This is a genomic window from Trichothermofontia sp. (assembly GCF_053493415.1).
Window position 1 is genome coordinate 1 of the sequence record NZ_JBRCAD010000231.1, and the last position, 23323, is coordinate 23323.

Sequence of the window (23323 nt, forward strand, 5' to 3'; positions counted from 1 at the left end):
CAAAGCTGCTTCAAGATCAATTTGACAAGCTTCGGGAATGAGGCTATCATAGAACATCATTTTTTATTTGTTAGAGGACAGAATACTGCATTCTGTCCCTTTTTTCCATCGCTTAACCTAACTTTCAACACTTCTGGTTGGATAGCCTTTTTCGCATATTTTCTAACACGGGTATAATTAAGGTGTGGTTTAAAAAGATCAATGTACTGTTGCTCTTTATCACTAAGTTCAGTAGTTGTAAAAATTTGCCAATGAAGCCTATATCCTCGCTTATTATTTGTTCTACTTAGTTGTCTGTATCTATGATGACTTTTACTATGCCAACGTGCATTGAGATTGACTGCTTTACCTACATACCAAACTTGATCATCGGTATCTACAACCACATAAATACCAGGCTGCTCAGGCAACTTCTCCCGCTGGTTTAAGGAAAGGCTAGGCCAAGATTGCCATTCCATAGAAAATTTCTTCTGATAAAGCTTTAATGGAGTTCTGATGCCAGCAGGGAGCCTTGCGGCTCCCATTGTTCATAATTTAGCCCGATGCTGGCCCGATCGCGCTACACACTCAACTGCGAATGTTGGGCGCTAAGGCGCGGTTCCGTTTGGGTTGAGGCATGGAGGCGATTTAGGGCATTGATGTAGGCATGGGCCGAGGCCACGATAATGTCCGTGTTGGCCGCATGACCAGAGAAGACGCGATCGCCCTGCCGTAAGCGAATCGTCACCTCCCCGATCGCATCAATCCCCGCCGTCACCGACTGCACCGTGAACTCGATCAACTCATTCTGGACATTCACCACCCGGTTAATCGCCCGATAGACCGCATCCACCGGCCCCGTGCCGATCGCCGCATCCGTGAGTTCTTGGCCATCGGGGGTCACCACAGTCACCGTTGCCGTGGGTCGCGCTTGGTTACCACAGGAGACCTGCACCAGTTCTAGGCGGAAAAATTCCGGCGGTTGCTGGATTTCATCGTTAACGATCGATTCCAGATCCCAATCGGTGATTTCCTTCTTCTTGTCGGCCAACTCCTTAAAGCGCACAAACGCCTTATTCAATTCGTTGTCGTTCAACTCAAAGCCCAACTCCCGCAGGCGGGTGCGGAAGGCATTACGCCCAGAGTGCTTGCCCAGGACGATTTGGTTATCCGTCAGGCCGATCGACTGGGCATCCATGATCTCGTAGGTAAGCCGGTTCTTAAGCACCCCATCCTGATGAATCCCCGACTCATGGGCAAAGGCATTCGCCCCGACGATCGCCTTATTCGGCTGCACAAACATCCCCGTCAGATTCGAGACCAAACGCGAGGTCTTATAGAGTTGGCGCGTATCGATGCGGGTGAGGGGTTCCTCCGATTCCGGCGGACGACCGAGGAAGGGATTGAAATACTGCCGCCGCACGTAAAGGGCCATGACCAACTCTTCCAGTGCCGCATTCCCGGCCCGTTCGCCGATACCGTTGATCGTACATTCCAACTGCCGCGCCCCGTTCTTCACCGCTTCCAGAAAGTTAGCGACGGCGAGGCCCAGATCATTGTGGCCGTGGACCGAGATAATCGCCTGATCGATATTGGGCACATTTTCCTTAATGCCGCGAATCAAGCGCCCGAACTCCTCCGGCGTCGTGTAACCCACGGTATCCGGAATATTGACCGTCGTCGCCCCCGCCGCGATCGCCCGTTCCAGGACTTGATAGAGAAACTCTGGGTCCGAGCGTCCGGCATCCTCCGGCGAGAACTCCACATCGTTAACGAAGGACTTGGCGTAGGCCACCATTTCCGGCGCAATTTCCAACACCTCAGCGCGGGTCTTGCGCAGCTTGTGTTCCAGGTGAATGTCGGAGGTGGCGATAAACGTGTGGATGCGGCCCTTAGCGGCGGGTTTCACGGCTTCCGCTGCGGCCTGGATATCCTGTTTCGTCGCCCGTGCAAGACCACAAATCGTGGGGCCATCCTCCGTGCCCACCTGCTGGGCAATTTTCTGCACCGCCTCAAAATCACCGGGGCTGGCGAAGGGGAACCCGGCTTCAATGACATCGACCCCCAGTCGTGCCAGTTGCCGTGCGATCGTCAGTTTTTCATCCACATTCAGCGTGGCTCCAGGCGACTGTTCCCCATCCCGCAGGGTGGTGTCAAAGATAATGATGCGATCGGGCTGCGACGGACTGGTCTGTGACTGAGTATTCATAGGTCGGTATTAGGTCATACTGAGAAAAAGAGACAACCTCTCTTGATATTACTGCGGAAATTCACCAACTGCCTTCACCGCCATGACTCACCCCTTTCTCACCCGACTGCATGATCCCAAGCGTCCCGTGATTGTGTTTGATGGCGCGATGGGGACTTCGCTACAAATGCAAAACCTGACCGCAGCGGATTTTGGTGGGCCAGAGTATGAGGGCTGTAATGAATACCTAGTGATCACAAAGCCGGAAGCTGTGGCAACGGTGCATCGCAATTTCCTGGCGGTGGGGGCGGATGTGATCGAAACCGATACGTTTGGCGCAACCTCAATTGTGCTAGCGGAATACGATCTGGCCGACCAAGCCTATCAGTTGAATAAAACGGCAGCGGAATTGGCCAAAAAGGTAGCAAGTGAATTTTCCACACCAGAAAAACCCCGATTTGTGGCCGGTTCAATGGGTCCCACCACGAAACTTCCCACCCTCGGTCATATTGATTTCGATACCTTAAAAGTGGCGTTCTATGAACAGGCATTGGGTCTCTATGATGGCGGTGCCGATTTGCTGATTGTGGAAACCTGCCAGGATGTGCTGCAAATTAAGGCGGCCTTGAATGCAATTTCAGAACTCTTTGAAGCCAAAGGTCAACGGTTGCCCTTGATGGTGTCGGTAACGATGGAAACCACGGGCACGATGCTAGTAGGGTCGGATATCAGCAGTGTGTTGGCGATTTTGGAACCCTATCCCATTGATATCCTGGGTTTAAACTGCGCCACCGGTCCCGATCGCATGGCGGAACATATTCGTTATTTGGCGGCATATTCGCCTTTTGTCGTGTCCTGTATTCCCAATGCCGGAATTCCCGAAAACATTGGCGGTCACGCCCATTACAAATTGACACCGATGGAATTGCGGTTAGCGTTAACACGGTTTGTGGAGGATTACGGCGTTCAGGTAATCGGCGGTTGTTGTGGCACCCAACCCGATCACATTGCCCAATTGGTGGAAATTGCGAATACCTTAACCCCCAAGGATCGGCCTGTGCGTCACTATGATGCGACCGGAGCCACCAATCGTCCGCCGCTGCATTATGTACCGGCGGCGGCATCGATCTATTCCACCCAACCCTACGAACAGGATAATTCCTTCTTAATCATCGGGGAACGCCTCAATGCCAGTGGCTCGAAAAAATGTCGAGAATTGCTGAATGCGGAAGATTGGGATGGATTAGTGGCCCTAGCGCGATCGCAGGTGAAGGAAGGGGCACACGTTTTAGATGTCAACGTGGACTACGTGGGTCGCGACGGCGTGCGCGATATGCGTGAGGTCGTTTCCCGGCTCGTTACCAATGTCACGTTACCCCTCATGCTCGACTCCACCGACTGGCAAAAGATGGAGGCCGGGTTAAAGGTTGCGGGGGGAAAATGTCTGCTCAATTCCACCAACTATGAAGATGGTGATGAACGCTTTTTCCAAATTCTGGATCTGGCGAAACGCTATGGGGCAGGAGTTGTCGTCGGGACCATTGATGAAAATGGCATGGCGCGATCGACTGACCAGAAATTTGCCATTGCCCAACGGGCCTATCGCGATGCCTTGGAGTACGGCATTCCCGCCCATGAATTGTTTTTTGACCCCCTCGCGTTGCCAATTTCTACGGGGATTGAAGAAGATCGGGTGAATGCCAAGGAAACGATTACTGCCATCCGTCGTATCCGAGAGGAATTACCCGGTTGTCACATTATTTTGGGAGTTTCTAACGTTTCCTTTGGCCTGAGTCCCGCCGCACGGATTGTGTTGAACTCGATGTTTCTACATGAAGCGATGGCAGCCGGGATGGATGCTGCGATCGTTAGTGCGGCAAAGATTTTACCCCTGGCCAAAATTGAGCCAGAACATCAGGAAGTCTGTCGCCAATTGATCTATGATCAACGCCAATTTGAGGGCGATATCTGTGTCTATGATCCGTTGACCAAGTTGACCACCCTGTTTGAGGGGGTGAGTGCCAAGGAAGCGCGATCGAAGTCTACGGAAAATCTCACTCTGGAAGAACGCCTGAAGCAGCATATTATTGACGGCGAACGGATGGGCCTAGAAGCGACCCTTGAACAAGCCTTAGCCCAATATCCCCCCCTGGAAATTATCAATACCTTTTTGCTGGATGGTATGAAGGTTGTCGGGGAACTCTTCGGATCGGGGCAAATGCAACTCCCATTTGTGTTGCAATCTGCGGAAACGATGAAGGCTGCTGTGGCCTTTTTGGAACCCCACATGGAAAAATCCGATACGGCGGGAAATGCCAAGGGGACGGTGGTGATTGCCACGGTAAAGGGCGATGTCCACGATATTGGCAAAAACCTGGTGGATATTATTCTCTCCAACAATGGCTATCGGGTGATTAACTTGGGCATTAAACAGCCCGTGGATAACATCATCACGGCCTACGAAGAACACCAAGCCGATTGTATTGCCATGAGTGGGCTACTGGTCAAATCCACAGCCTTTATGAAGGAGAATCTAGAGGTCTTTAATGAGCGGGGAATTACAGTCCCGGTCATTCTGGGGGGGGCAGCCTTAACTCCGAAATTTGTCTATGAAGATTGTCAAAATACCTATCACGGTCAAGTTATCTATGGGAAAGATGCCTTCTCCGATCTGCATTTCATGGACAAGTTAATGCCTGCCAAAGCGGCGGGGAATTGGGACGATCGCCAGGGCTTTTTGGATGAGGTTGGCAGTGGCAATGGTCAGGCGAAAATTAAGGCCGAAACCGAAACAACGCCCACGTCCTCTGCCCAAACTGAGGAGCCAGCCATCGAGGATACTCAGCGATCGGAGGCCGTCGCTATTGACATCGATCGCCCCACTCCACCCTTTTGGGGCACCCAGGTATTACAACCCCAGGATATTCCCCTAGAGGAACTGTTTGGATATCTGGATTTACAAGCATTGATTGCCGGTCAATGGCAATTCCGCAAACCCAAGGAGCAATCCCGCGAGGAATATGATCAGTTTTTGGCTGAAAAGGTCTACCCAATTTTAGACACCTGGAAGCAAAAAATTATCGCTGAAAACCTGCTGCATCCCCAGGTCATTTACGGTTATTTTCCCTGCCAAGCAGAAGGGAATTCCTTGCATCTCTATGAACCCAACGGCGATACCCAAACCCCCATCGCCACCTTCAAATTCCCCCGTCAAAAATCCCTCCGACGGTTGTGTATTGCCGATTTCTACGCGCCCAAGGAGTCAGGAAAAATCGATGTTTTCCCCATGCAAGCCGTCACCGTAGGCGAAATTGCTACTCAATACGCTAAAACCCTATTCGAGTCTAATCAATACACTGACTATCTCTATTTTCATGGTCTTGCGGTGCAGATGGCAGAAGCCCTAGCCGAATGGACCCATGCACGAATTCGACGGGAATTAGGATTGGGCGATCGCGATCCGGACAACCTGCGCGATATTTTAGCCCAACGCTACCAAGGTTCTCGCTATAGCTTTGGTTATCCCGCCTGCCCCAATATTCAGGATCAGTATACGTTGCTCGAACTCTTGCAGAGCGATCGTATAGGGATGCACATGGACGAGAGTGAGCAGTTATATCCGGAGCAATCGACGACGGCGATCGTGGCTTACCATCCCACAGCTAAATATTTCAGCGCCTAGCAGATGCAACGATGCTTCCAGATGCAACGATGCTTCCTCAAACCATAAATTCTGAAGCCACAATCATGGAACCGATCCCCATATCGGTAAAGATTTCCAGCAGCAGCGCATGGGGCAACCGTCCATCAATAATATGCGCCGCCTTCACCCCCTGGGCAAGCGATCGTACACAGCAGGTTACCTTCGGAATCATCCCCCCTGCAACAATGCCCACCTCAATAAGGCGACGGGCCTCCTGGATATCAAGCCGATTAATCAGGGTGGACGGATCATGGTAGTCACGGAGAATCCCCGCTGTATCCGTCAGTAGGATCAGCTTTTCTGCCCCTAGGGCAGCGGCAATTTCCCCCGCCACCGTATCGGCATTGATGTTGTATGCCTGTCCTGTGTCATCCGCCGCCACACTCGAGACAACGGGGATATAGCCCTTTTCCACCAGGGCCTCTAATACGCTGATATCAACACTGCTCACCTCACCGACAAACCCAATGTCTGCCTGTCCCTGGTGACGAGCCGTGATCAAATTACCATCCTTACCGCAAAGACCCACCGCCTTGCCGCCCGCCTGGTTAATCATGGCGACAATTTCCTTATTCACCCGCCCAACAAGTACCATCTCCACCACTTCCATCGTGGGTGCATCCGTCACCCGGAGGCCGTTTTTGAACTGGGGCGCAATGCCGAGCTTATCTAGCCAACTATTAATTTCCGGCCCACCTCCGTGTACTACGATCGGGCGCAACCCGACACAGGACATAAAAACAATATCGCGGATCACCTTCTCCTTAAGGCTGTCATCCTTCATCGCTGCGCCGCCGTACTTAACGACGATCGTGCGTCCAGTAAATTGTTGGATGTAGGGGAGGGCTTCACTCAGGACCCGCACACGGGTCGCCTCATCCCGTTGGATATATTCACTCTCACTGGCCATAGGGGTGCCGCACTCATCAACTGCCCCAATCATAGGACGTTTCCTGGTTAACACCGCCCCGATCGGGCGTGATGTCAAGAATTGGTAGCTTATTAAGACAGCAGACAATCGCTATGATTCCCTGAGCGCTAACCGCTATTCCTACCCACACACCATGACTGACCTGCTTCCCCAACGCCACCGGGTGTCTTTACCCACCCTCAGCCTGTCCTATCTAGAGTGGTCGGCAGTCGGTGATCCTGTTCTGTTTCTGCATGGCCTTGCCGATCATGCGGGGGTTTGGGCCAGCCTAGGCGCATCCCTCGCCACCGGATCAGCGTCAGCCAAGGGTCAGCGCTTCCATTGCATAGCCCCGGATCTCCGAGGCCACGGCGACAGTGACAAGCCCGCCACGGGCTATCAAACCGAGACGATCGTGGCTGACCTGAATGCCCTTCTGGCGGCCCTTGGTTGGGAGTCCGCCCATCTGGTGTGCCACTCTTGGTCAGCGCAGATTGCAACGGTCTGGGCAACCCAATGGCCCGATCGCGTGCGGAGTTTGATTTTGGTTGATCCCTTTTTTATCGATCGGATGCCCAACTGGATGGGGCTAACTTTCCCCATCCTTTACCGTGTACTACCCTTTCTAAAAACAATGGGTCCCTTTGCCAGTTACGAGGCAGCGGCAGCCGTTGCCCGTGGTCTGAAGCAATACCGGGGTTGGAGCACCCTCCAAGCCACTGTTTTTCATGACAGCCTGGAGCGCAAACCCAATGGGCAGTGGGGGAGTAAGTTTGTGGTACAAGCCCGTGATGAGATTTTTGCCGATGTGTGCCGGGTAGCGGGCCTCACCCAACCCCTGACGGTGCCCAGCCTCTTCCTGCAACCGGAACAGGGCCTCAATCGCAGTGAATGGCAACTGCAGCCCTACCGTAAATACCTGCAAAATCTGCAAATACGCCAAATTCCTGGTAACCATTGGCCGTTCCTCGTGGAGCCAGAGGCATTTAACCAGGCCGTAGCCACCTTCTTAGCTGACCTCACAAATTATGCATTTTGAATTTTGAATTGCCAGATGAAGCCCGCCCGCTTTTCTGTTAGTATCTTGGACACCTATTGGCTAGAGAAGAGGGCGTATGAACTCAGAAACGTTGCAATGGTTAACGGAAATTCAGGCGTTGCAACAACAGGTCATGGTGTTGCAAGCTGCACGGGATGAGATGGCCGCGACGGCCCAACGTTGGCAAAAACTCTATGAAACCGAAGCCCAACAACGCCGATCGGATGCCGCTGCCGCCCAAGCCACGATCGCCCAGCTACGGGCGGATCTCGCTGCCCAATCTCCCCTGGGTGAAAACGGGGAAACGGGGAGTAACGATCAGCAAGCGGCTGGGGCAATGCCCACGTGGTTGACAACCCTACAGGCGCAGGGCGATCGCGCCCAAACCCTCACCGAAGCACAAGCAGCTTTTCAGGCTCTCTGGTTGGCCTGCACCAACCTCCAGCAACGCATCATCCAGCTTAGCCACAACCTTGCCGTGGAACAAGCGGCCCACCAACAAACCCGCAAAACCCTGACCCTCGCCCTCGGTGACACGATCGATCTCCTCACCCAAGAACGACAGAAATATGGCCCGCAGTCCATCCCAAGTTCTGCCCCCAGCTTGGTTTAACCCAGCAACCAGCGGCTCACAACCGTCGGCGTGGGGAGCACAATCAGGACTAATAACCCCAGCGCCAGCAGACCAAAGAAATCCCGCCAATTATCCAGTTCCGATACGTCATTAAGGGCCGGTTCATCGGCTGCGGGCATAAAGAAAAGAATAATCGCCCAAATCAGCAAATAGGGTTGCAGTAGCGAGAGGAGCAAAATCAGGAGGCGGGCAATCTGTCCGATCGCGGCTCCAACCCGCTGCCCATACATGGCATGGACAATATGCCCACCGTCCAACTGCCCGACTGGCATTAGGTTCAGGGCCGTAACCACCAGACCTAAACACCCCGCGATCGCCACGGGATGCAACGCGATCGCGCTATTGCGGTGCAACTCACTCCCAAGAATGCCCTTCGTAATCAGCGTGAGCAGTAAGGAAATCTTCGGGTCAAGTTCTTGAAAGCTAAAGCCACCCATCCCAGCCAATTCCGACGAGATGGGTACGACCTGGGAGTGGGACATCCCCCAAAACAAGAATGGCAGCGAAACCACCCACCCCGCAATGGGTCCCCAAATGCCCACGTCGAAAAGAACCTTACGGTTGGGAATCGGCGATCGAATTTGGATAAAGGCCCCAAAGGTTCCCAAGGGGAAAAAGCTGAAGGGTAGAACCGGGATAAAGTAGGGCAAGGTGGCCCGCAGGCGGTGATAGCGGGCCGTGAGGTAGTGGCCCATCTCGTGGGTACCCAAAATTGTGAGTAAGGCGATCGCGTAGGGCAGGCCATGCACCAAGAGACTGGGGTCCCGTTGGGCCGTGTCCGGGTCCACCCCCGCCAACCCCACCCCGGCTAAGGTCGTCGTGAATACGGTAATCAGCAACAGGCCGAGGGCCGTCCAGGGACGGCTCAGGGCCGCATCTGCCCGCCGACTACCCGCCTGGGGATTGGGCACCAGCGCAAAGAAAGGCTTTTGATTACCCCCACCTTGAAAGACCACCAGAAAGCGATCGCCAAAAAATTGCTGAATATTATCCCGCACCCGCTCGTAGGCAACGTCAGGATCGGTGCGTAGCTGGCCCCGACAGACCACTGCTTGGGGGCGATATTCAATATCCTGAAGGTAATAGACCGACCACGGGAAGCAACTATGGAGTTGCGCTTCTTCAGCTTTGGTAATCGGGCGCAAGCTGGTGGCCGTCGTGGGCGTTTCTGGCAACTCAGAACCCGTTGGCTCAAGCGTCAAGTCTTCGGATTTGGCTACAGGGGTGGGGGGCGGTAGCCGTCCCTGTTGCACCAACATCCAATAGAGAATCGGCGAAACCACCAAAGGGGTGATCACCAGCACGGTGGGGATCGGTTGTCGTGGGCCATAGAGGAGTGCCCAACCCACCCAGGTTAGGGCTGGGATCATCATCACCAGCCACAGCAGCCAGACGGGTGTGCGTGTCAAATGCGCCACACTCCGCCGAATCACCAGGTAGGTGATCAGGCCCAAAAGGATTAACCAAACCCAAAACAACATGCAAAGATTCTATTGTAAAAACACTGGTTGCCAGATGCGTGGACGGTCGTGCTTAAGCGGACGGGGGCGCTGAGTGTTGAGTCTGGTAGACCCAATCTACCCACTGGCTGGGTTGGGCCATACGGGGTTTGACCTAACCTACCCAAATTTTAAGGTCGGCAGCACACTTGTCGCGTACCCCCATTGTATCGAGTGTTCCCAGTTTTTCTGGTTACCTATGGCGTTGGTTGGCGAGCGGCCATCACTTGCTGCCGTAATTCAGCCGCCTTGCTGGGCACATCCCGCTGGTGCAGGGTTTGCTGTTCGCCGGAAAGTAGCCATTTCAGTTGCACGGTTTCGGCCTCGGCTTCGGCATCTCCCAGGATGAGACAGGCTACAGCCCCGCTGCGATCGGCCCGTTTTAATTGCTTACCAAAGGCACTGCCACTGAGATCCATCTCCACCCGGAACCCTAACTGCCGCAGGGCTTGGGCCAGCCCGATCGCCTGCCTCTCCGCCTGTGGCCCACGGGAGACGAGGTAAAAATCAAGCTCAGCGGCGGGGGCTGCTTGGCGTTGTTGGAGCAGGATCATCAGCCGCTCTAGCCCGATCGCCCAGCCCACGGCTGGGGTTGCCGGTCCCCCCAGTTCCGCCACGAGGCCATCGTACCGTCCCCCACCGCACACGGTTTCTTGCCCCGCCAATGCCGCCGATTGGATCTCAAACGCCGTATGGGTGTAGTAGTCCAGTCCACGCACCAAGCGGGGATTCACCTGGTAGGCAATCCCTAAATCCGTGAGCAGTTGCTGCACCTGGGCAAACTGGGCTTGGGAGTCGGCACAGAGGTAGTCCAGTAAATTGGGAGCCGATTGCACGATGGCCTGGGTACGTGGGTCCTTGCTGTCGAGAATCCGCAGGGGATTGCGGCTGAGGCGATCTTGGGAGTCTGGGTCAAGCTCGGCACGGTAAGGCGTGAGGTAGTCCACTAGGGCTTGGCGATAGCGGGCGCGATCGTCGGCAGTCCCCAGGGAGTTGAGATCAAGGCGTAACGCGGTCAGCCCTAGCTGGTTCAGTAGGCCCGTGGCTAGGGCAATCACCTCCGCATCGGCCCGGGCACTGGCACTGCCGAGCACCTCGACGCCAAGCTGGTGAAACTGACGCTGGCGACCCGCCCCCGGACGCTCGTACCGAAACATGGGACCGATATACCAAAGACGCTGTACCCCTTGGGTGTGCAGACCATGCTCAATAAAGGCCCGGACTACCCCGGCTGTCCCCTCTGGCCGCAGGGTCACCGATCGCCCCCCGCGATCGTGAAACGTGTACATTTCCTTGCCAACGACATCGGTCGCCTCGCCAATGCCCCGCTCAAACAAGCTGGTTTGCTCAAAAATCGGTGTCCGAATTTCCCGATAGGCGGCTAGGGCCATCTGCTCACGGGCGATCGCCTCTACCTGTTGCCAATAGACAACTTCCTCCGGAAGAATATCACGGGTCCCACGCATGGTTTACCTTGACTGAATGGGCAGACGGAATGGGCACACAGCACAGGCAGCACTGGCCACCTGGCCCGGATTACGACTGGCCAGAATCATCACTGGCAGCGTCCGCAACGGCTGCCCCTGAATGGAGGAGCCAGAAGCCATAGCGTTGACCATAGTACGCCAAAATCTGTTCAACCCGCGCATAGCTGTCGGGGGTTGCCGTGGCATCGTAATGTAGCTGCAAGCTCCCAACCTGGCTATGGGTATAGGCAAAGGGACGCTCGCTAGCGGGGGGCAGGAGGTCCGTGGTCACGCCCGTCACCTGCGCTAGATGGGCCGCAACCTCACGGTAAACGGCTAGGGGCATGTCTCCAAACTGAACTTGATAGGCAGGCAAGGATGAATCCATAGGGCGTCAGGATGGGAAAAACGGCTCAATGCGGACAAAGCACGTGTGCAAACGCAGTCGATCACCCAGCAGTGGTGAGGATTGCGATAATCACTCGGAAAGGCCATTCTATAACGTTTTGGGGAGTGCTGACCTGAAGCTGCAACGCCTCAAGCGTGACAACCAACCTTGCAGCGATTTAACATCATGACGACCCGCCTCGCCAACCTTTATGTTTACCCTAGCCGGTACGGATGGGCCGTGTTCACCAGTGCAACGGACTCACAGTAGGGAACGGGCCACTGGGCCACTAGTCAGACGTAACTTCTGAGCGGACTTCTGGCTCGATCGCGGGCGTGGCATTGGGCAGAACACAACAGTTCCACTGGTCAAGGCAGACCTTGCCCCATTGCAGCGCCCAGAGGACAAGGGCAGTGCGATTTTCCGTCTCGGTTTTGGTAAGAATATTGCTGATGTGGTTATCCACCGTGCGTTTGCTAATATCCAAACGGGCGGCAATTTCCTGATTGGTGAGACCAGAGGCAACTAATTCAACAATTTGCAACTCCCGATCGGACAGCACGTTGCTGGTTTGCGATTCACTGCTACTCATAGAAATCCGAAGCCTCTCGGCACCTGCGTGTCAACAATGCATGGGATGGGGGGAAATGGGCCACCAGCGGTGAGGGTTAAGCAGTCCCTGATCCGTGCTCCGCCTTGCCCGCTCTCCTTAAGCTCTCCTCACCCAGCCCCCAAAACAGGGACTCTCTGCCTTATTTGTATCCTATTCTAGAAGCACCTGGGTAAAAACTCACGATCTTACGCCCGCCAGTTTCCCGCTGAGCTAACCGGGATCAGGCGGGGTTGACCCGTGCCACAGGGCAGATCGCCCCTGGTTGCTGCCTTTGGTCTTAGGAATGACCACTACCCAAAATGACCAAACTCACTAAAGTGCCACTGTTCCAGAGGCCATGCAACAGCATGGGAGCCAGTAGATTTTGCGATCGCGTATAGACCACACCCAGAACTAACCCCAACACAAACAAGGGCAAAACCTCCGATAGGCTCAGGTGGGCCACGGCAAATACGAGGGCACTGCCAACGATCGCCCCATTGACCGACACTAGGGGGGTTAGGGAGGCCAGCAAAAAGCCGCGAAAGAGGAATTCTTCAAACAGGGGCGCCGCGATCGAGGCGGTAATGAAAAAACACAGCAGGGCTAACCAGTCCTGGCTGGCCAAAATAGTTGATAGGAGGGGATTACTGCCTCCCTGTCCTTGCCAAATGCGTTGATTGAGCAACGACACCAGAATGACTAAGGGCAACGCCACCAGATAGCCCCCAACACCCCAACAGACCCAGTTACCGCGCCATTGCAGGGAAAACCACGCGGACGGCAGGGGCAAAAAGGGCCGAATCGAGAAATAGACAGCACTCAGGCCCACACTGATCAACAAGGCATAGACCGCCAAGTAGTACAGGGCCTGTCCCAAACTGGAAAGGTTGGCTGGTTGGATACCCAGGATTTGCAAGACGATCGGCAGGAAGATCTGGCCGACGACAAATTGCCCCAGGAAAAACAGGACCAGGACTTGCCAAATGGTTTCCCCGTCCCACGCCATTGGCCACACACGATCGTGGTGACGGGCCAGCAGGGCCTCCTTCCCCCGCAGCAGACGTTGTAGGACGAGGAAAATCAATAGACCACTCCCCACCAGCAACCCCAGGATGGGAATGCTATTAACGATCGCCAGTCGCAGGAGGGCGCGTTGGGCTGCCTGCTGTTGCTCAATCTCAAGTTGCGCTAGCGCTTCGGGACGCTGTTGCAGTTGATAGAGGCGGTGCAGCGCCTGATATCGGAACCACCCTTCCAGCGGTTGCAGACGCCGCTCGGCATCGGGCAGTAATTGGGGCGGATCTTGCCAAAACCCCCACAGGACTTGAGCCGTTGCCACCGTTGCCGGACTGAGGGAGTCAGCCTGTTGGATCACCTGCGCCCAGGTGGCGATCGCCGCTGCCGTCTCCCCCTGCTGAACCTGGAGTAGGCCCAGTTGGAGATCGAGATCGGCGATCAATTGCTGGGTTTGGCGGGCTAACTGAGTCGCCGGTGGGGAACCCCGGCTTGGGCGTTGCCCCGTAACCTGACCCGCCTGGGTTGGCTGGGCCTGTTGCTGTGCCCGCTTGAGCGTCTCCACCGCCGCCGCCCGCACCTTTTGGTACTGCGCCAGGGAAGCACTCAGCGGCTCGGGCCCCAGGAGCGATCGCAACCCAGATGCCACCACCGGTTCTTCCCCTGGTACGGGATTGGACGCAGCCTCCAGGCGCGTATCCCGATCCTTATTCTGATCCGCCTCCGGCTCCGCAGGACTAACGGTCAACAGTCGCCAATCACTCGCCTGTAGGACCAGGTTGGTTTGGTACAGTTCTAATTGGCTTTGGATCTGGGGCTGATGCCAGCTACTCAGCAAGGCTAACCCGATAATCCAACCGGTGATCAAGGTTAGGGCGGTCAAGACAAGCTGTTTAGTGGTCATGGATTTTTCTCGTGGTGTTCCCCCTGGCACCTGACATCAGTCATGGCCGAGGCAGGCAAAGGACAAGGGGCCAAGCCAATGGCGGGTTCCTGCCCATTACCCCAGTGGCATTATCGCATCTCAACTTTGGCCCATCGTTGCCCTATCGGCAACTTCGAGGACTGATACCCAGATCAGGGGTTTCTGGCGTGGGCGCTTTCCGATAAGCTGAAATCTGGTAACTTGGGTGCCGCCTGTGGGGGGTGCCGGGTTAATCCCCCGGCAGGGGGCATGGCAAAACGCAACGCATTGTTGTGAATCGTGTTGTGAATCGTGTGAACTGTTATTGCTCGATCGCTTGCGGAGGATAGACCCCTGGCCACACGCGTCATTTTAGTCCGGCACGGACAGAGTAGCTATAATGCCCAAGGCCGTATCCAAGGGCGGTGTAATGATTCCGTCCTCACCGAAGCGGGTCGGGCGACGGCCCAGCAGGTAAGCGCCGCCCTAGGGGATTTAACGATCGCCCAGATCTATAGCAGTCCCTTGCAACGGGCTTCTGTCACCGCTGAAGTCATTCGGGCCGGATTACCCTCGCCCCACCCCCCCCTGACCACGACCGCCGGGCTGCTGGAAATCGACTTGCCCGCCTGGGAGGGGGGCCTGCGCCAGGAGATTCAGGCCCAATTTAGCGACGCCTATCACACCTGGAAGCACGCCCCGCACCAGTTCCAAATGCAGCGCCGGGATGGGCAGGCCTTTTTCCCCGTCCTATCCCTCTATGACCAGGCCACCCAGTTTTGGCAGGAGATTTTGCCAAAGCATGACGGTGAAACCATTCTGATCGTGGCCCACAATGGCATCAATCGCGCCTTACTGAGTACAGCCTTGGGCTTGCCGCCCCAGTACTACCACTCGGTGCAGCAGTCGAACTGTTGTGTAAATGTGCTCAACTTTGCGGGAGGGTGGGGCGATCGGGTGCAACTGGAATCGCTAAACCTGTTAGCCCATCTGGGGCAAGCCCTACCTAAGCCCCGCCCGGAAGGCAATGGCCCGCGCCTGCTCCTAGTCCGCCACGGGGAAACCGAGTGGAACCGCCAGAAACGCTTCCAGGGGCAAATTGATGTGGAACTGAATCCGACGGGACTCCGGCAAGCCCAACAGGTCGCCGAATTCCTGCAATCAACCCCGATCAATCAGATCATCACCAGTCCCCTCCTGCGCCCCAAACAAACGGCGGCAGCCATTCACCAGTACCATCCTGATGCCCCCTTCCTGCTCGAAGACGGGTTACTGGAAATCAGCCACGGCCTGTGGGAGGGCAAACTGGAAGCCGAGATTAGTGAGTTCGATAGGGAACGCCTGCGCCAGTGGCAAACAACCCCCGAAACCGTCCAGATGCCAGAAGGGGAAAATCTGCACCAGGTTTGGGCGCGATCGGCTGCCACCTGGGATAAGCTTGTGGCCCAAGCAGCAGCCCTGAGCCAACAACACGCAGAAACCCACCCCTGGACCACGGTGGTGGTGGCCCACGATGCGGTGAACAAGGCGATTCTCTGCCACCTGTTTGGTTTAGGCCCGGCAGCCTTCTGGACCTTTAAGCAGGGTAACGGCTGTGTCAGTGTCATTGACTATCCCCACGGGGCAGGGGAAAAACCCGTGTTACAGGCCATGAACATAACGTCCCATTTGGGCGGCGGCATCCTCGATCGCACCGCAGCCGGGGCGCTGTAGGGCGGCGGTTCACCTAGCCTGCCCCCGCCCCCAGACAAACCGGTAACCCCACCAGTCACGGTATCCGGGTCACCCAGTCGCTGCACCGATCGCCGCACTGATGGACGTTCCACCTAGGGCTGAATCAGCCTGGCTCATGCCCCTTAAGCCCTACCTTGGGGTTAGCGACCACGCCCTAGCGCGATTTCCCACCCTGTCGGACACGTTGCTCCTCCTCCTTGAGGGCGTCTTCCGTGCGTTCGTAGGGCCTTGTCTTCGGTTGCCAATTGGGAATCAGGTTAACCATCCAGGCGTTAAGGGTTGCCCTAGTGTTCTGACTAGCTTGTCGGAGCGGGGGAGGCAAGGCATCCCCGATCGCCATGAAGATCAGAAATAGCAGGATACCCACGGTTACGAATCTACCGAACATCGTCTTCATGTAGACCTCCAAGTAGCTACCATCAGGCATAACGTCACTAGGATGCGGGTTAAGATAAAGACTGTGATTTTTGCCGGAATGTACCTGTGACCCAAGCTCCCCTGATCGATCGTAGCGCACCATCAACGACTGTTCCCGATGCCCTAGGCCGCTTCGGGCGTTTCGGGGGCAAGTATGTGCCCGAAACCCTGATGCCAGCGTTGACGGAATTGGAAACGGCCTATCAGCAATATCGGTACGATGCCAACTTCCAACAGGAATATCAAGCCCTGCTACGGGACTATGTGGGTCGGCCTACCCCCCTATACTTTGCCGAGCGCCTGAGTGCCCACTACGCTCGCCCCGATGGTCGCGGTCCTCAAATTTTCCTCAAGCGTGAAGATCTCAACCATACAGGTGCCCACAAGATCAATAACGCCCTCGGTCAGGTGTTACTGGCTAAACGCATGGGTAAGCAGCGGATTATTGCCGAAACAGGGGCGGGCCAGCATGGGGTGGCCACGGCGACTGTCTGTGCCCGGTTTGGCTTGACCTGTGTGATCTACATGGGTGTCCAGGATATGGAACGGCAAGCCCTGAATGTATTTCGGATGCGTCTACTGGGGGCCGAGGTACACCCGGTGGCGGCGGGGACGGGAACGCTGAAGGATGCGACTTCGGAGGCAATTCGGGATTGGGTAACCCATGTGGAAACCACCCACTACATCCTGGGTTCAGTGGCCGGTCCCCATCCCTATCCCATGCTCGTGCGCGACTTCCAGGCCATTATTGGTCAGGAAACCCGTGCCCAGTGCCAGGAACAGTGGGGCGGGCTGCCGGATATCCTCCTCGCCTGCGTGGGTGGTGGGTCCAATGCAATGGGCCTGTTCTATGAATTTCTGTCGGAACCGACGGTGCGCCTGATTGGGGTGGAAGCGGCGGGCGAAGGCGTGAATACCCCAAAACACGCAGCCACCCTAACCCAAGGGCAAGTGGGGGTCCTGCATGGTGCCATGAGTTACCTCCTCCAGGATGATGAGGGGCAGGTGCTAGAGGCCCACTCGATTAGCGCGGGCCTGGATTATCCCGGTGTGGGGCCAGAGCATAGTTACCTTAAGGAAATCGGACGGGCGGAATACTACAGCATTACCGATCGCGAAGCCCTAGAAGGTTTTCAACGGCTCTCGCGCCTGGAGGGGATCATTCCCGCCTTGGAAACCTCCCACGCGATCGCCTATTTGGAATCCCTCTGCCCCCAATTGACGGGTAGCCCCCGCATTGTGATCAACTGCTCTGGACGGGGCGATAAGGACGTGCAAACCGTCGCTAAGGTGCTGAACCTGGGTCAGGGCTAGGGAATGTTGAAGCTTAGTTTGCCGTTTGCTTGAGGACGATTTATGTCACCGTGGCCTGCCTTGGTTACTGTTGCAACACTTTTGGTGTACTTGGTCATCACGATTAATGTGGGCCGTGCCCGCTTTAAGTACAAGGTGCCCCCGCCACAGATGACGGGGGATCCCGACTTTGAACGGGTGGTGCGTGTTCACCAAAATACCCTGGAACAAATGGTCTTCTTTCTCCCGGCGATGTGGCTATTTTGCCTTTATGTAGACCCGCGCTGGGGGGCTGGCTTAGGGACTGTGTGGGTGATTGGCCGGATTGTGTATGCGATCGGCTACTACCAAGCGACGGAGAAACGAGGACCGGGCTTTGCGATCGGCTCCCTGAGTTCGATGGTGTTGCTGGTCGGTGCTTTGATTGGGATCTGCCGGGAATTGATGGCCGCATCCCCCTTGTCCTGAGGACGGCGGATAGTTTGTGGCCACTGATAGTCGTCGGGATTTCAGACTAAGGCCGTGCTCTACGCATCAAAACGGAGTGTAGCGATCCAGATGTGGCATATCCAACCCGAACTACCCATTTTGGCATACCGCCAGCCGCGCTGATGGGACCGCTCAAGGGGAGCAACGCATCGCAATGACGACATTCTTAAACCTGCCTGGAATGTCGGCCCTCATGCTGTCGTCACTGCATAATCCCTACGATCGTTGATACCACCGTTGCACTACGATTCAGCAAACGGTTCCTCATAATTTTTACAAATCTGCATATTCCTTTAGATTACTTGTGGAGATTTGACGCAACTCTTCACGCTTCTGGATAGCCAAGTCTAGATTGATCCGGCAAGATAGGAAAGGCAAATAAGTCAAAAAGGGTCAAGCAACGTTTCGTCAGATCGAGCCGTAACCAGCCAACCTTAAGTTGCACTTGGGGTGTATCGATCGCGCCCCTGAGAGCGGCTGTTGAGGATCTTTCCCTGAGGGAAAGGGGGGAGATTCTTGTTATTTCAGGCAAGCCAACCCAGAAGTTTTATGAAAATTTCCAGATAGCAGGCGATTGCCTAGAAGTAGGCTAGGATTAGGGCGGCGATTCCCCAATAAAAGCTTGGCAGTAATCAACTGATGAACGTGCACGAATTAATGAACTTGGATGAAAAGATGTGAATGAGGAGCGCATTTGCGCTGGAGAAAGCATGATGCTATGTGATCGTTGTCAACATCAAGAAACCTGTCTACTGCCCCAATTGGCCACCCACGATCGCCAGGTTAAAACTATGCTAGACAAGTTACAAGCCTGCGAGATGTATTTGGCACGGTTCCCAGTGGGGGTTGCGTGGGGTAATGGGGTAAACCACCTGCGGGCGTTGAGCCAACCCTATTTCGTTGGGATCTCTGAAGGCATGCGTCGTCTGCTGAAAGCGGGATTTAAGGGCAGGGTGTTTCACCTCATCACCGCTAAACACTAGTGGTCTATCTATCTGGTTATTGTTAATTGATGCTTAAGCCCCTTATCTTTACCTCACCAAGGACGAAAGTGCTATAGTACACTGCATCGTTAATAATGCAACGTTGGTGGTGCGGGCTAAGCCCATGCAACGCCTAAAGTCGTTACGACTCACGTTACGAAACCTGGTGTTGACGGTCATCGGGTAACTGGTCAGCCAAAGGGAGATCATCAGGCTCCCATGCCTGAATAGTGTTTCAAACCCCGTCGCCAGAGCCAACGGTTTAAGACCAGGAATAAGGCTCCCCAAGCCGCGATCGCCAGTAGTCCCTGCTTAAGATCAACGGGCATTCCAACCAGGATCGCTGCCGGGAAGTTAACTAGATAGGGGAAGGGCGTCCAGAGGACGATCGCCCGCACAGTCGGGGGGAAAATCTCCAACGGGGCAACCATGCCCGACAGAAATAGGTACAACAAAAACCAAAACTGCTCGATCGCCGTGGCCCGCTCAATCCAAAATGACAGGAGGGCAAACGTATATTGGATCAAAAAACGCAGGGTGAAAGCCAGCGCAATCACCAGACAGAACCACAGCAGATTCGTCCAACCAGGAAACCAGAGGGCCTGGGGATAGAGCAGGAAAAATAAACCCATCAAAGCCAGGGTAAAGGGAATCCGTGCCAACCGTTCCGATAGATGGCTGGCCACATGGTGCCAGACAGGATCAAGGGGTTGCAGCAACCGGGGCGAGAGCTTCCCCTGCACCACTTCCTTCTCAAATTCCCAGATCACCCAAACCACCGTCAATTGCCGGATGAGGAACACCGCCAGGAAGTAGCGGGCAAACGCGATCGCCGAGAGGCCAAATTGCCCACCCTGGGCTGCCTGGGTCCAAACCCCCATGAGAATAATTGGCAGGGAACCCGATAAGGCCCACAACAATAGTTCAGCCCGATACTCCAGCATATAGGCATAGTAGACCGATAGCAGGGTGGCGGGTAGCCGCAGGCTCGCTCGCCCAGATCGGTAAGCCCGCTGCCACAGAGACCTCATGACGACGCGCCCCCGTCCACAAGCCCGGTTTGAAAGACCCGGCCAATCACATCTTCGATCGGGGGATCGGTCACGGTTAGGTCCGCCACGTCTAACTCCGTTAAAATGCGGCTGACCGTCGCCGTCAGGGCCTCCCGCTGCACCAGTAGCCGCACCCGATTACCCTCCAGACTTTCCACACCTCCATAGGCAGCTAACCGTTGCCGCAGGCTGGCGGCCTCACAAGGTCCTTGAGCGAGGTCGAGTTGCACCGCCCGGTAGGGGGCAAAGCGATCGAGCAACCCATCCAGGCTGCCATCGTAGATCAGGTGTCCCTGGTGAATGAGCAAAACCCGTTCGCACAGAGCGGTAATATCCGCCATGTAGTGGCTGGTGAGCAGTACGGTAGCCCCGTAGTGTTGATTATATTGCTGCAAAAACTGGCGCACACTCACCTGGGCATTCACATCTAAACCGAGGGTGGGTTCGTCGAGGAAGAGGACCTGGGGACGGTGGATCAGGGCGGCGAGTAATTCCATTTTCATCCGTTCGCCCAGGGACAACTTGCGCACGGGCTGGGTCAGCTTCTCGCCCAGGTTCAGCATCTCGCCCAGTTCCGTCAGGCGATCGTGAAACACCGTATCGGACAGACCATAAATCGCTGCGTTGATCCGCAGGGAATCCAGGGCGGGCAGATCCCAAAGTAATTGTTGCTTTTGGCCCATCACCAGGGTGATTTTGGCCAGGAAGGCGGGACTGCGGCGAAAGGGCACATACCCTGCCACATGAACACTTCCCGCAGAGGGGTGAATCAGCCCCGTGAGCATTTTCAAGGTGGTGGTTTTCCCGGCTCCGTTTGGCCCCAAAAAGCCCACCACTTCCCCAGCTTCAATCTGGAAGGAAACATCCTGAACGGCGACCACATCACGAAACTGACGTTGCCAAAAGTGGCGCAGGGTGCCTGCTAGCCCCGGCTCCTTCAGCGCGACCGCGTAGACCTTACTGAGATGCTCAACTTCAACGATCGCCATAGGGGTAAAGAATGAAAAGGGCTGCAACAGCAGTCAGGATGACGACTCCCATCTTGAATTTGCAAGGCCGATCCTGTCAACGGGAAGCACTGATTTAATGCCGTTTAATCAGGTGCGGGTGGCAGCGTTGGTCAGGAGGGAGAGGTGTACTAGAGGACTGCCATCGCTAAAATGGGGCCTGACTCGGTTAGGGTTAAATTCGCGCAGCCCAAGCCGTTCGCTTGCTGGGTGGGGCCGCACAGCGTTTAACCCAATCCCCTCAATTTAGCTGGATCAGCCATTCAGTTGGATCAGCCGCTAGGGATGCTCACGGTTGGTCGCCCGTTGGGATAAGGGCGGGGTTACGTCCCCCTCGCCGATCGCAGCGGTGGAGATTGCCGCTCCCGGTAGCACTCGCCTTGCGTTGCGGTAGGCAAATCCCTTGAATAATCGCGGCCACTGGGTAGGGCGCTTCGGGGGTAAATCTTCCTGGCCTTGGGCACGCCTAACACTCCCCAGCGTGACATTGAGTTGATGGCCGATCAACAGCACCAACGCACTGAGGTAGAGCCAGAGCAACAGGACAATCACCGCCCCCACTGCCCCATAGACCTTGTTATAGGTCCCATATTGGGAGACATAGAGGCGAAACAACGCCGACAAGCCCGCCCAGGAAATGGCAGCCAGCACCGACCCAGGGACGATCGGGGTATATTTCTGACGACGGCTCGGACCCAGGCGGTAGAGCAAGGCGAAGGTCAGGGCAACCATCCCCAGCGCCAGCGGCCAACTCAACAGCCGCCAGCCCGTCAAAATCCAACTGGATACCGGGCAGTCATGACCCAGGTCCAGTAAACAACTGCGGGTCGCTAGCAGCCGCACCAACAGATCGCTGACAAAGACCAGAAATGAGGCCGCCACCAGCAGGACGATCGTGCCGATCGTTAGCCCCAGGGATACCAATTTTCGTTGCCAGTAGGGACGCATGTGGGCGAGGGGGGTCTGCTGGATGAGATCCAGGGCATTCATCACCGCGCCGATCGCACTGGAGGCAATCCAAATCGCTGCAATAAAGCTGATCGAAAACAGACGATGGCCATCGGTACGCGTGACCTCAGCGGCAAAGCGTTGAATCAGGAATAACACCTCCATTGGGGCCACCTGTCCGAGGCGACTGGCGAGGCGCTCTAGCATCCCCTGGGCCGAGCGCGAAAAGCTGATCGTCGTCAACATCGCGAGAATAGCGGGGAACAAGGCCAGCATGGCATTGTAAGCCACTTCAGCAGCTAAACCCGGTAGCCGCCGTCTTTGCACACCCTGAATCGTTTTGACCAAAACTAGCCAACTGCGATCGGTAACGGCATAGAGAAGCGCGGGGAATGACATAACAAGCGACTGGGTATCCCTGACAGGCACCTACCCTGACTAGCGAGGGCAGCAATGGCTAAGTTCGTTACAGTAGGAATAGCTTGGTTCCATCGTAATTGGTCTAGGTTTGTCTACATTCATCCATGTCTGTGACCCACCCCATGTCTCAATCCTATCGTCAGGAAGACGTTCAGCAAATCCTCCAGATCGCGATCGCCCGTCAGACAGAGGCAGGAGAACTGACCCAGACACAGCTTCAGGAAATTGCGGCAGAGTTGGGGATCTCGCCGACTGATCTGCAAGCCGCAGAAAAGGAATGGCTAGCTCAGCGGGAAGTTGTCCAGGAACTCACCCTTTTCAATGCCTACCGCCGCACACGGTTGAAGGATCAAGTCGTGAAATATGCCATTACTAACGGCTTCCTCCTCGCTGCGATTCTAACCTTCCACTGGCACTCCCTCCTGGCAATTCCGATTATTTGGGGCATGGCCCTAGCTTTAGAAATCTGGCGAACCTTCCAGAACGCTGGGGAGGATTATGAACGATCGCTCCAACAATGGCGACGCAAACGCCAAATTCAACATTCCGTTAACCGATTTCTCGATCGTTGGCTGAAGGACTGACGGACGGCTGGGGTATCCCCTGGCGATGCTCCTGATGTCTGTATCTCGGTCTATGTGACCTGGTTTATACCCCCCCC

20 protein-coding genes are annotated in these 23323 nt (G+C 55.5%); 8 read left to right on the forward strand and 12 right to left on the reverse strand.

Features of this window, described 5'->3' with window-relative positions; translation table 11 throughout:
* Window positions 1-56: 56 nt before the first annotated feature.
* Both ACWIUF_RS20210 and ACWIUF_RS20215 read right to left on the reverse strand, forming a co-directional pair.
* Window positions 57-458: a GIY-YIG nuclease family protein gene (locus ACWIUF_RS20210; RefSeq protein ID WP_448574339.1), complete on the reverse strand. Its 402-nt coding sequence runs from the start codon at window positions 456-458 to the stop codon at window positions 57-59.
* A 101-nt stretch (window positions 459-559) separates the two neighbouring features.
* Window positions 560-2188 (reverse strand): 2-isopropylmalate synthase, encoded by a 1629-nt coding sequence (locus ACWIUF_RS20215; RefSeq protein ID WP_448574340.1) that lies wholly within the window; start codon window positions 2186-2188, stop codon window positions 560-562.
* 82 nt (window positions 2189-2270) lie between these two features.
* Here ACWIUF_RS20215 and metH point away from each other — a divergent pair, with 82 nt between their 5' ends.
* Complete coding sequence (gene metH, locus ACWIUF_RS20220; RefSeq protein WP_448574341.1) at window positions 2271-5849, forward strand: methionine synthase; 3579 nt, start codon at window positions 2271-2273, stop codon at window positions 5847-5849.
* A gap of 37 nt (window positions 5850-5886) precedes the next feature.
* Here metH and argB read toward each other — a convergent pair whose 3' ends face one another.
* Entirely contained in the window at window positions 5887-6813 is a 927-nt protein-coding gene (argB, locus tag ACWIUF_RS20225) for an acetylglutamate kinase (RefSeq protein ID WP_448574342.1), read from the reverse strand.
* A gap of 121 nt (window positions 6814-6934) precedes the next feature.
* Here argB and ACWIUF_RS20230 point away from each other — a divergent pair, with 121 nt between their 5' ends.
* Together ACWIUF_RS20230 and ACWIUF_RS20235 are read left to right on the forward strand one after the other, a co-directional pair.
* On the forward strand, window positions 6935-7819 hold the full coding sequence (locus ACWIUF_RS20230; RefSeq protein ID WP_448574343.1) for an alpha/beta fold hydrolase: 885 nt from the start codon (window positions 6935-6937) through the stop codon (window positions 7817-7819).
* A gap of 76 nt (window positions 7820-7895) precedes the next feature.
* Window positions 7896-8432, forward strand: a complete 537-nt coding sequence (locus ACWIUF_RS20235; RefSeq protein ID WP_448574344.1) for a hypothetical protein — start codon at window positions 7896-7898, stop codon at window positions 8430-8432.
* Here the strand turns inward: ACWIUF_RS20235 and ACWIUF_RS20240 are convergent.
* The 5 genes from ACWIUF_RS20240 to ACWIUF_RS20260 form a co-directional block, all read right to left on the reverse strand.
* Entirely contained in the window at window positions 8429-9934 is a 1506-nt protein-coding gene (locus ACWIUF_RS20240; protein ID WP_448574345.1) for a site-2 protease family protein, read from the reverse strand. The genes ACWIUF_RS20235 and ACWIUF_RS20240 overlap by 4 nt on opposite strands.
* A gap of 215 nt (window positions 9935-10149) precedes the next feature.
* A complete protein-coding gene (hisS, locus tag ACWIUF_RS20245; RefSeq protein WP_448574346.1) occupies window positions 10150-11418 on the reverse strand; it encodes a histidine--tRNA ligase in 1269 nt (422 codons plus the stop codon).
* A 70-nt stretch (window positions 11419-11488) separates the two neighbouring features.
* A complete protein-coding gene (locus ACWIUF_RS20250) occupies window positions 11489-11806 on the reverse strand; it encodes a hypothetical protein (protein ID WP_448574347.1) in 318 nt (105 codons plus the stop codon).
* Between the two features lie 289 nt (window positions 11807-12095).
* Window positions 12096-12398 carry a photosynthetic electron transport-dependent transcriptional regulator PedR gene (pedR, locus tag ACWIUF_RS20255; protein ID WP_448574348.1) on the reverse strand — a complete coding sequence of 101 codons (303 nt, stop codon included), beginning with the start codon at window positions 12396-12398 and terminating at the stop codon, window positions 12096-12098.
* A 298-nt stretch (window positions 12399-12696) separates the two neighbouring features.
* Window positions 12697-14319 carry a CPBP family intramembrane glutamic endopeptidase gene (locus tag ACWIUF_RS20260; protein ID WP_448574349.1) on the reverse strand — a complete coding sequence of 541 codons (1623 nt, stop codon included), beginning with the start codon at window positions 14317-14319 and terminating at the stop codon, window positions 12697-12699.
* Between the two features lie 369 nt (window positions 14320-14688).
* Between ACWIUF_RS20260 and ACWIUF_RS20265 the strand changes: the two genes are divergently transcribed.
* Entirely contained in the window at window positions 14689-16032 is a 1344-nt protein-coding gene (locus ACWIUF_RS20265) for a histidine phosphatase family protein (protein WP_448574364.1), read from the forward strand.
* A gap of 175 nt (window positions 16033-16207) precedes the next feature.
* Here the strand turns inward: ACWIUF_RS20265 and ACWIUF_RS20270 are convergent, their stop codons facing one another.
* Window positions 16208-16441, reverse strand: a complete 234-nt coding sequence (locus ACWIUF_RS20270; protein WP_448574350.1) for a hypothetical protein — start codon at window positions 16439-16441, stop codon at window positions 16208-16210.
* A 95-nt stretch (window positions 16442-16536) separates the two neighbouring features.
* Between ACWIUF_RS20270 and trpB the strand changes: the two genes are divergently transcribed.
* The 3 genes from trpB to ACWIUF_RS20285 all read left to right on the forward strand — a co-directional run bounded on the left by trpB (window position 16537) and on the right by ACWIUF_RS20285 (window position 19235).
* Window positions 16537-17784, forward strand: a complete 1248-nt coding sequence (trpB, locus tag ACWIUF_RS20275) for a tryptophan synthase subunit beta (protein WP_448574351.1) — start codon at window positions 16537-16539, stop codon at window positions 17782-17784.
* A 42-nt stretch (window positions 17785-17826) separates the two neighbouring features.
* Window positions 17827-18231: an MAPEG family protein gene (locus ACWIUF_RS20280; RefSeq protein ID WP_448574352.1), complete on the forward strand. Its 405-nt coding sequence runs from the start codon at window positions 17827-17829 to the stop codon at window positions 18229-18231.
* A 731-nt stretch (window positions 18232-18962) separates the two neighbouring features.
* Entirely contained in the window at window positions 18963-19235 is a 273-nt protein-coding gene (locus ACWIUF_RS20285) for a hypothetical protein (RefSeq protein WP_448574353.1), read from the forward strand.
* A gap of 209 nt (window positions 19236-19444) precedes the next feature.
* Here ACWIUF_RS20285 and ACWIUF_RS20290 read toward each other — a convergent pair whose 3' ends face one another.
* The 3 genes from ACWIUF_RS20290 to ACWIUF_RS20300 all read right to left on the reverse strand — a co-directional run bounded on the left by ACWIUF_RS20290 (window position 19445) and on the right by ACWIUF_RS20300 (window position 22641).
* Window positions 19445-20266 carry an ABC transporter permease gene (locus ACWIUF_RS20290; RefSeq protein WP_448574354.1) on the reverse strand — a complete coding sequence of 274 codons (822 nt, stop codon included), beginning with the start codon at window positions 20264-20266 and terminating at the stop codon, window positions 19445-19447.
* Window positions 20263-21276: an ABC transporter ATP-binding protein gene (locus ACWIUF_RS20295; protein ID WP_448574355.1), complete on the reverse strand. Its 1014-nt coding sequence runs from the start codon at window positions 21274-21276 to the stop codon at window positions 20263-20265. Before ACWIUF_RS20295 ends, ACWIUF_RS20290 begins: the two co-directional genes overlap by 4 nt.
* A 297-nt stretch (window positions 21277-21573) precedes the next feature.
* Window positions 21574-22641, reverse strand: coding sequence for a YihY/virulence factor BrkB family protein (locus ACWIUF_RS20300; protein WP_448574356.1), 1068 nt, complete (start codon window positions 22639-22641; stop codon window positions 21574-21576).
* A gap of 143 nt (window positions 22642-22784) precedes the next feature.
* Here ACWIUF_RS20300 and ACWIUF_RS20305 point away from each other — a divergent pair, with 143 nt between their 5' ends.
* Window positions 22785-23246, forward strand: coding sequence for a 2TM domain-containing protein (locus ACWIUF_RS20305; protein ID WP_448574357.1), 462 nt, complete (start codon window positions 22785-22787; stop codon window positions 23244-23246).
* Window positions 23247-23323: the final 77 nt, after the last annotated feature.

Coding starts and splice junctions, on each gene's coding strand:
- ACWIUF_RS20210 (WP_448574339.1), bottom strand. CDS start 458: ATGGAATGGCAATCTTGGCCTAGCCTTTCCTTAAACCAGCGGGAGAAG.
- ACWIUF_RS20215 (WP_448574340.1), bottom strand. CDS start 2,188: ATGAATACTCAGTCACAGACCAGTCCGTCGCAGCCCGATCGCATCATT.
- metH (WP_448574341.1), top strand. CDS start 2,271: ATGACTCACCCCTTTCTCACCCGACTGCATGATCCCAAGCGTCCCGTG.
- argB (WP_448574342.1), bottom strand. CDS start 6,813: ATGATTGGGGCAGTTGATGAGTGCGGCACCCCTATGGCCAGTGAGAGT.
- ACWIUF_RS20230 (WP_448574343.1), top strand. CDS start 6,935: ATGACTGACCTGCTTCCCCAACGCCACCGGGTGTCTTTACCCACCCTC.
- ACWIUF_RS20235 (WP_448574344.1), top strand. CDS start 7,896: ATGAACTCAGAAACGTTGCAATGGTTAACGGAAATTCAGGCGTTGCAA.
- ACWIUF_RS20240 (WP_448574345.1), bottom strand. CDS start 9,934: ATGTTGTTTTGGGTTTGGTTAATCCTTTTGGGCCTGATCACCTACCTG.
- hisS (WP_448574346.1), bottom strand. CDS start 11,418: ATGCGTGGGACCCGTGATATTCTTCCGGAGGAAGTTGTCTATTGGCAA.
- ACWIUF_RS20250 (WP_448574347.1), bottom strand. CDS start 11,806: ATGGATTCATCCTTGCCTGCCTATCAAGTTCAGTTTGGAGACATGCCC.
- pedR (WP_448574348.1), bottom strand. CDS start 12,398: ATGAGTAGCAGTGAATCGCAAACCAGCAACGTGCTGTCCGATCGGGAG.
- ACWIUF_RS20260 (WP_448574349.1), bottom strand. CDS start 14,319: ATGACCACTAAACAGCTTGTCTTGACCGCCCTAACCTTGATCACCGGT.
- ACWIUF_RS20270 (WP_448574350.1), bottom strand. CDS start 16,441: ATGTTCGGTAGATTCGTAACCGTGGGTATCCTGCTATTTCTGATCTTC.
- ACWIUF_RS20280 (WP_448574352.1), top strand. CDS start 17,827: ATGTCACCGTGGCCTGCCTTGGTTACTGTTGCAACACTTTTGGTGTAC.
- ACWIUF_RS20285 (WP_448574353.1), top strand. CDS start 18,963: ATGATGCTATGTGATCGTTGTCAACATCAAGAAACCTGTCTACTGCCC.
- ACWIUF_RS20290 (WP_448574354.1), bottom strand. CDS start 20,266: ATGAGGTCTCTGTGGCAGCGGGCTTACCGATCTGGGCGAGCGAGCCTG.
- ACWIUF_RS20295 (WP_448574355.1), bottom strand. CDS start 21,276: ATGGCGATCGTTGAAGTTGAGCATCTCAGTAAGGTCTACGCGGTCGCG.
- ACWIUF_RS20300 (WP_448574356.1), bottom strand. CDS start 22,641: ATGTCATTCCCCGCGCTTCTCTATGCCGTTACCGATCGCAGTTGGCTA.
- ACWIUF_RS20305 (WP_448574357.1), top strand. CDS start 22,785: ATGTCTCAATCCTATCGTCAGGAAGACGTTCAGCAAATCCTCCAGATC.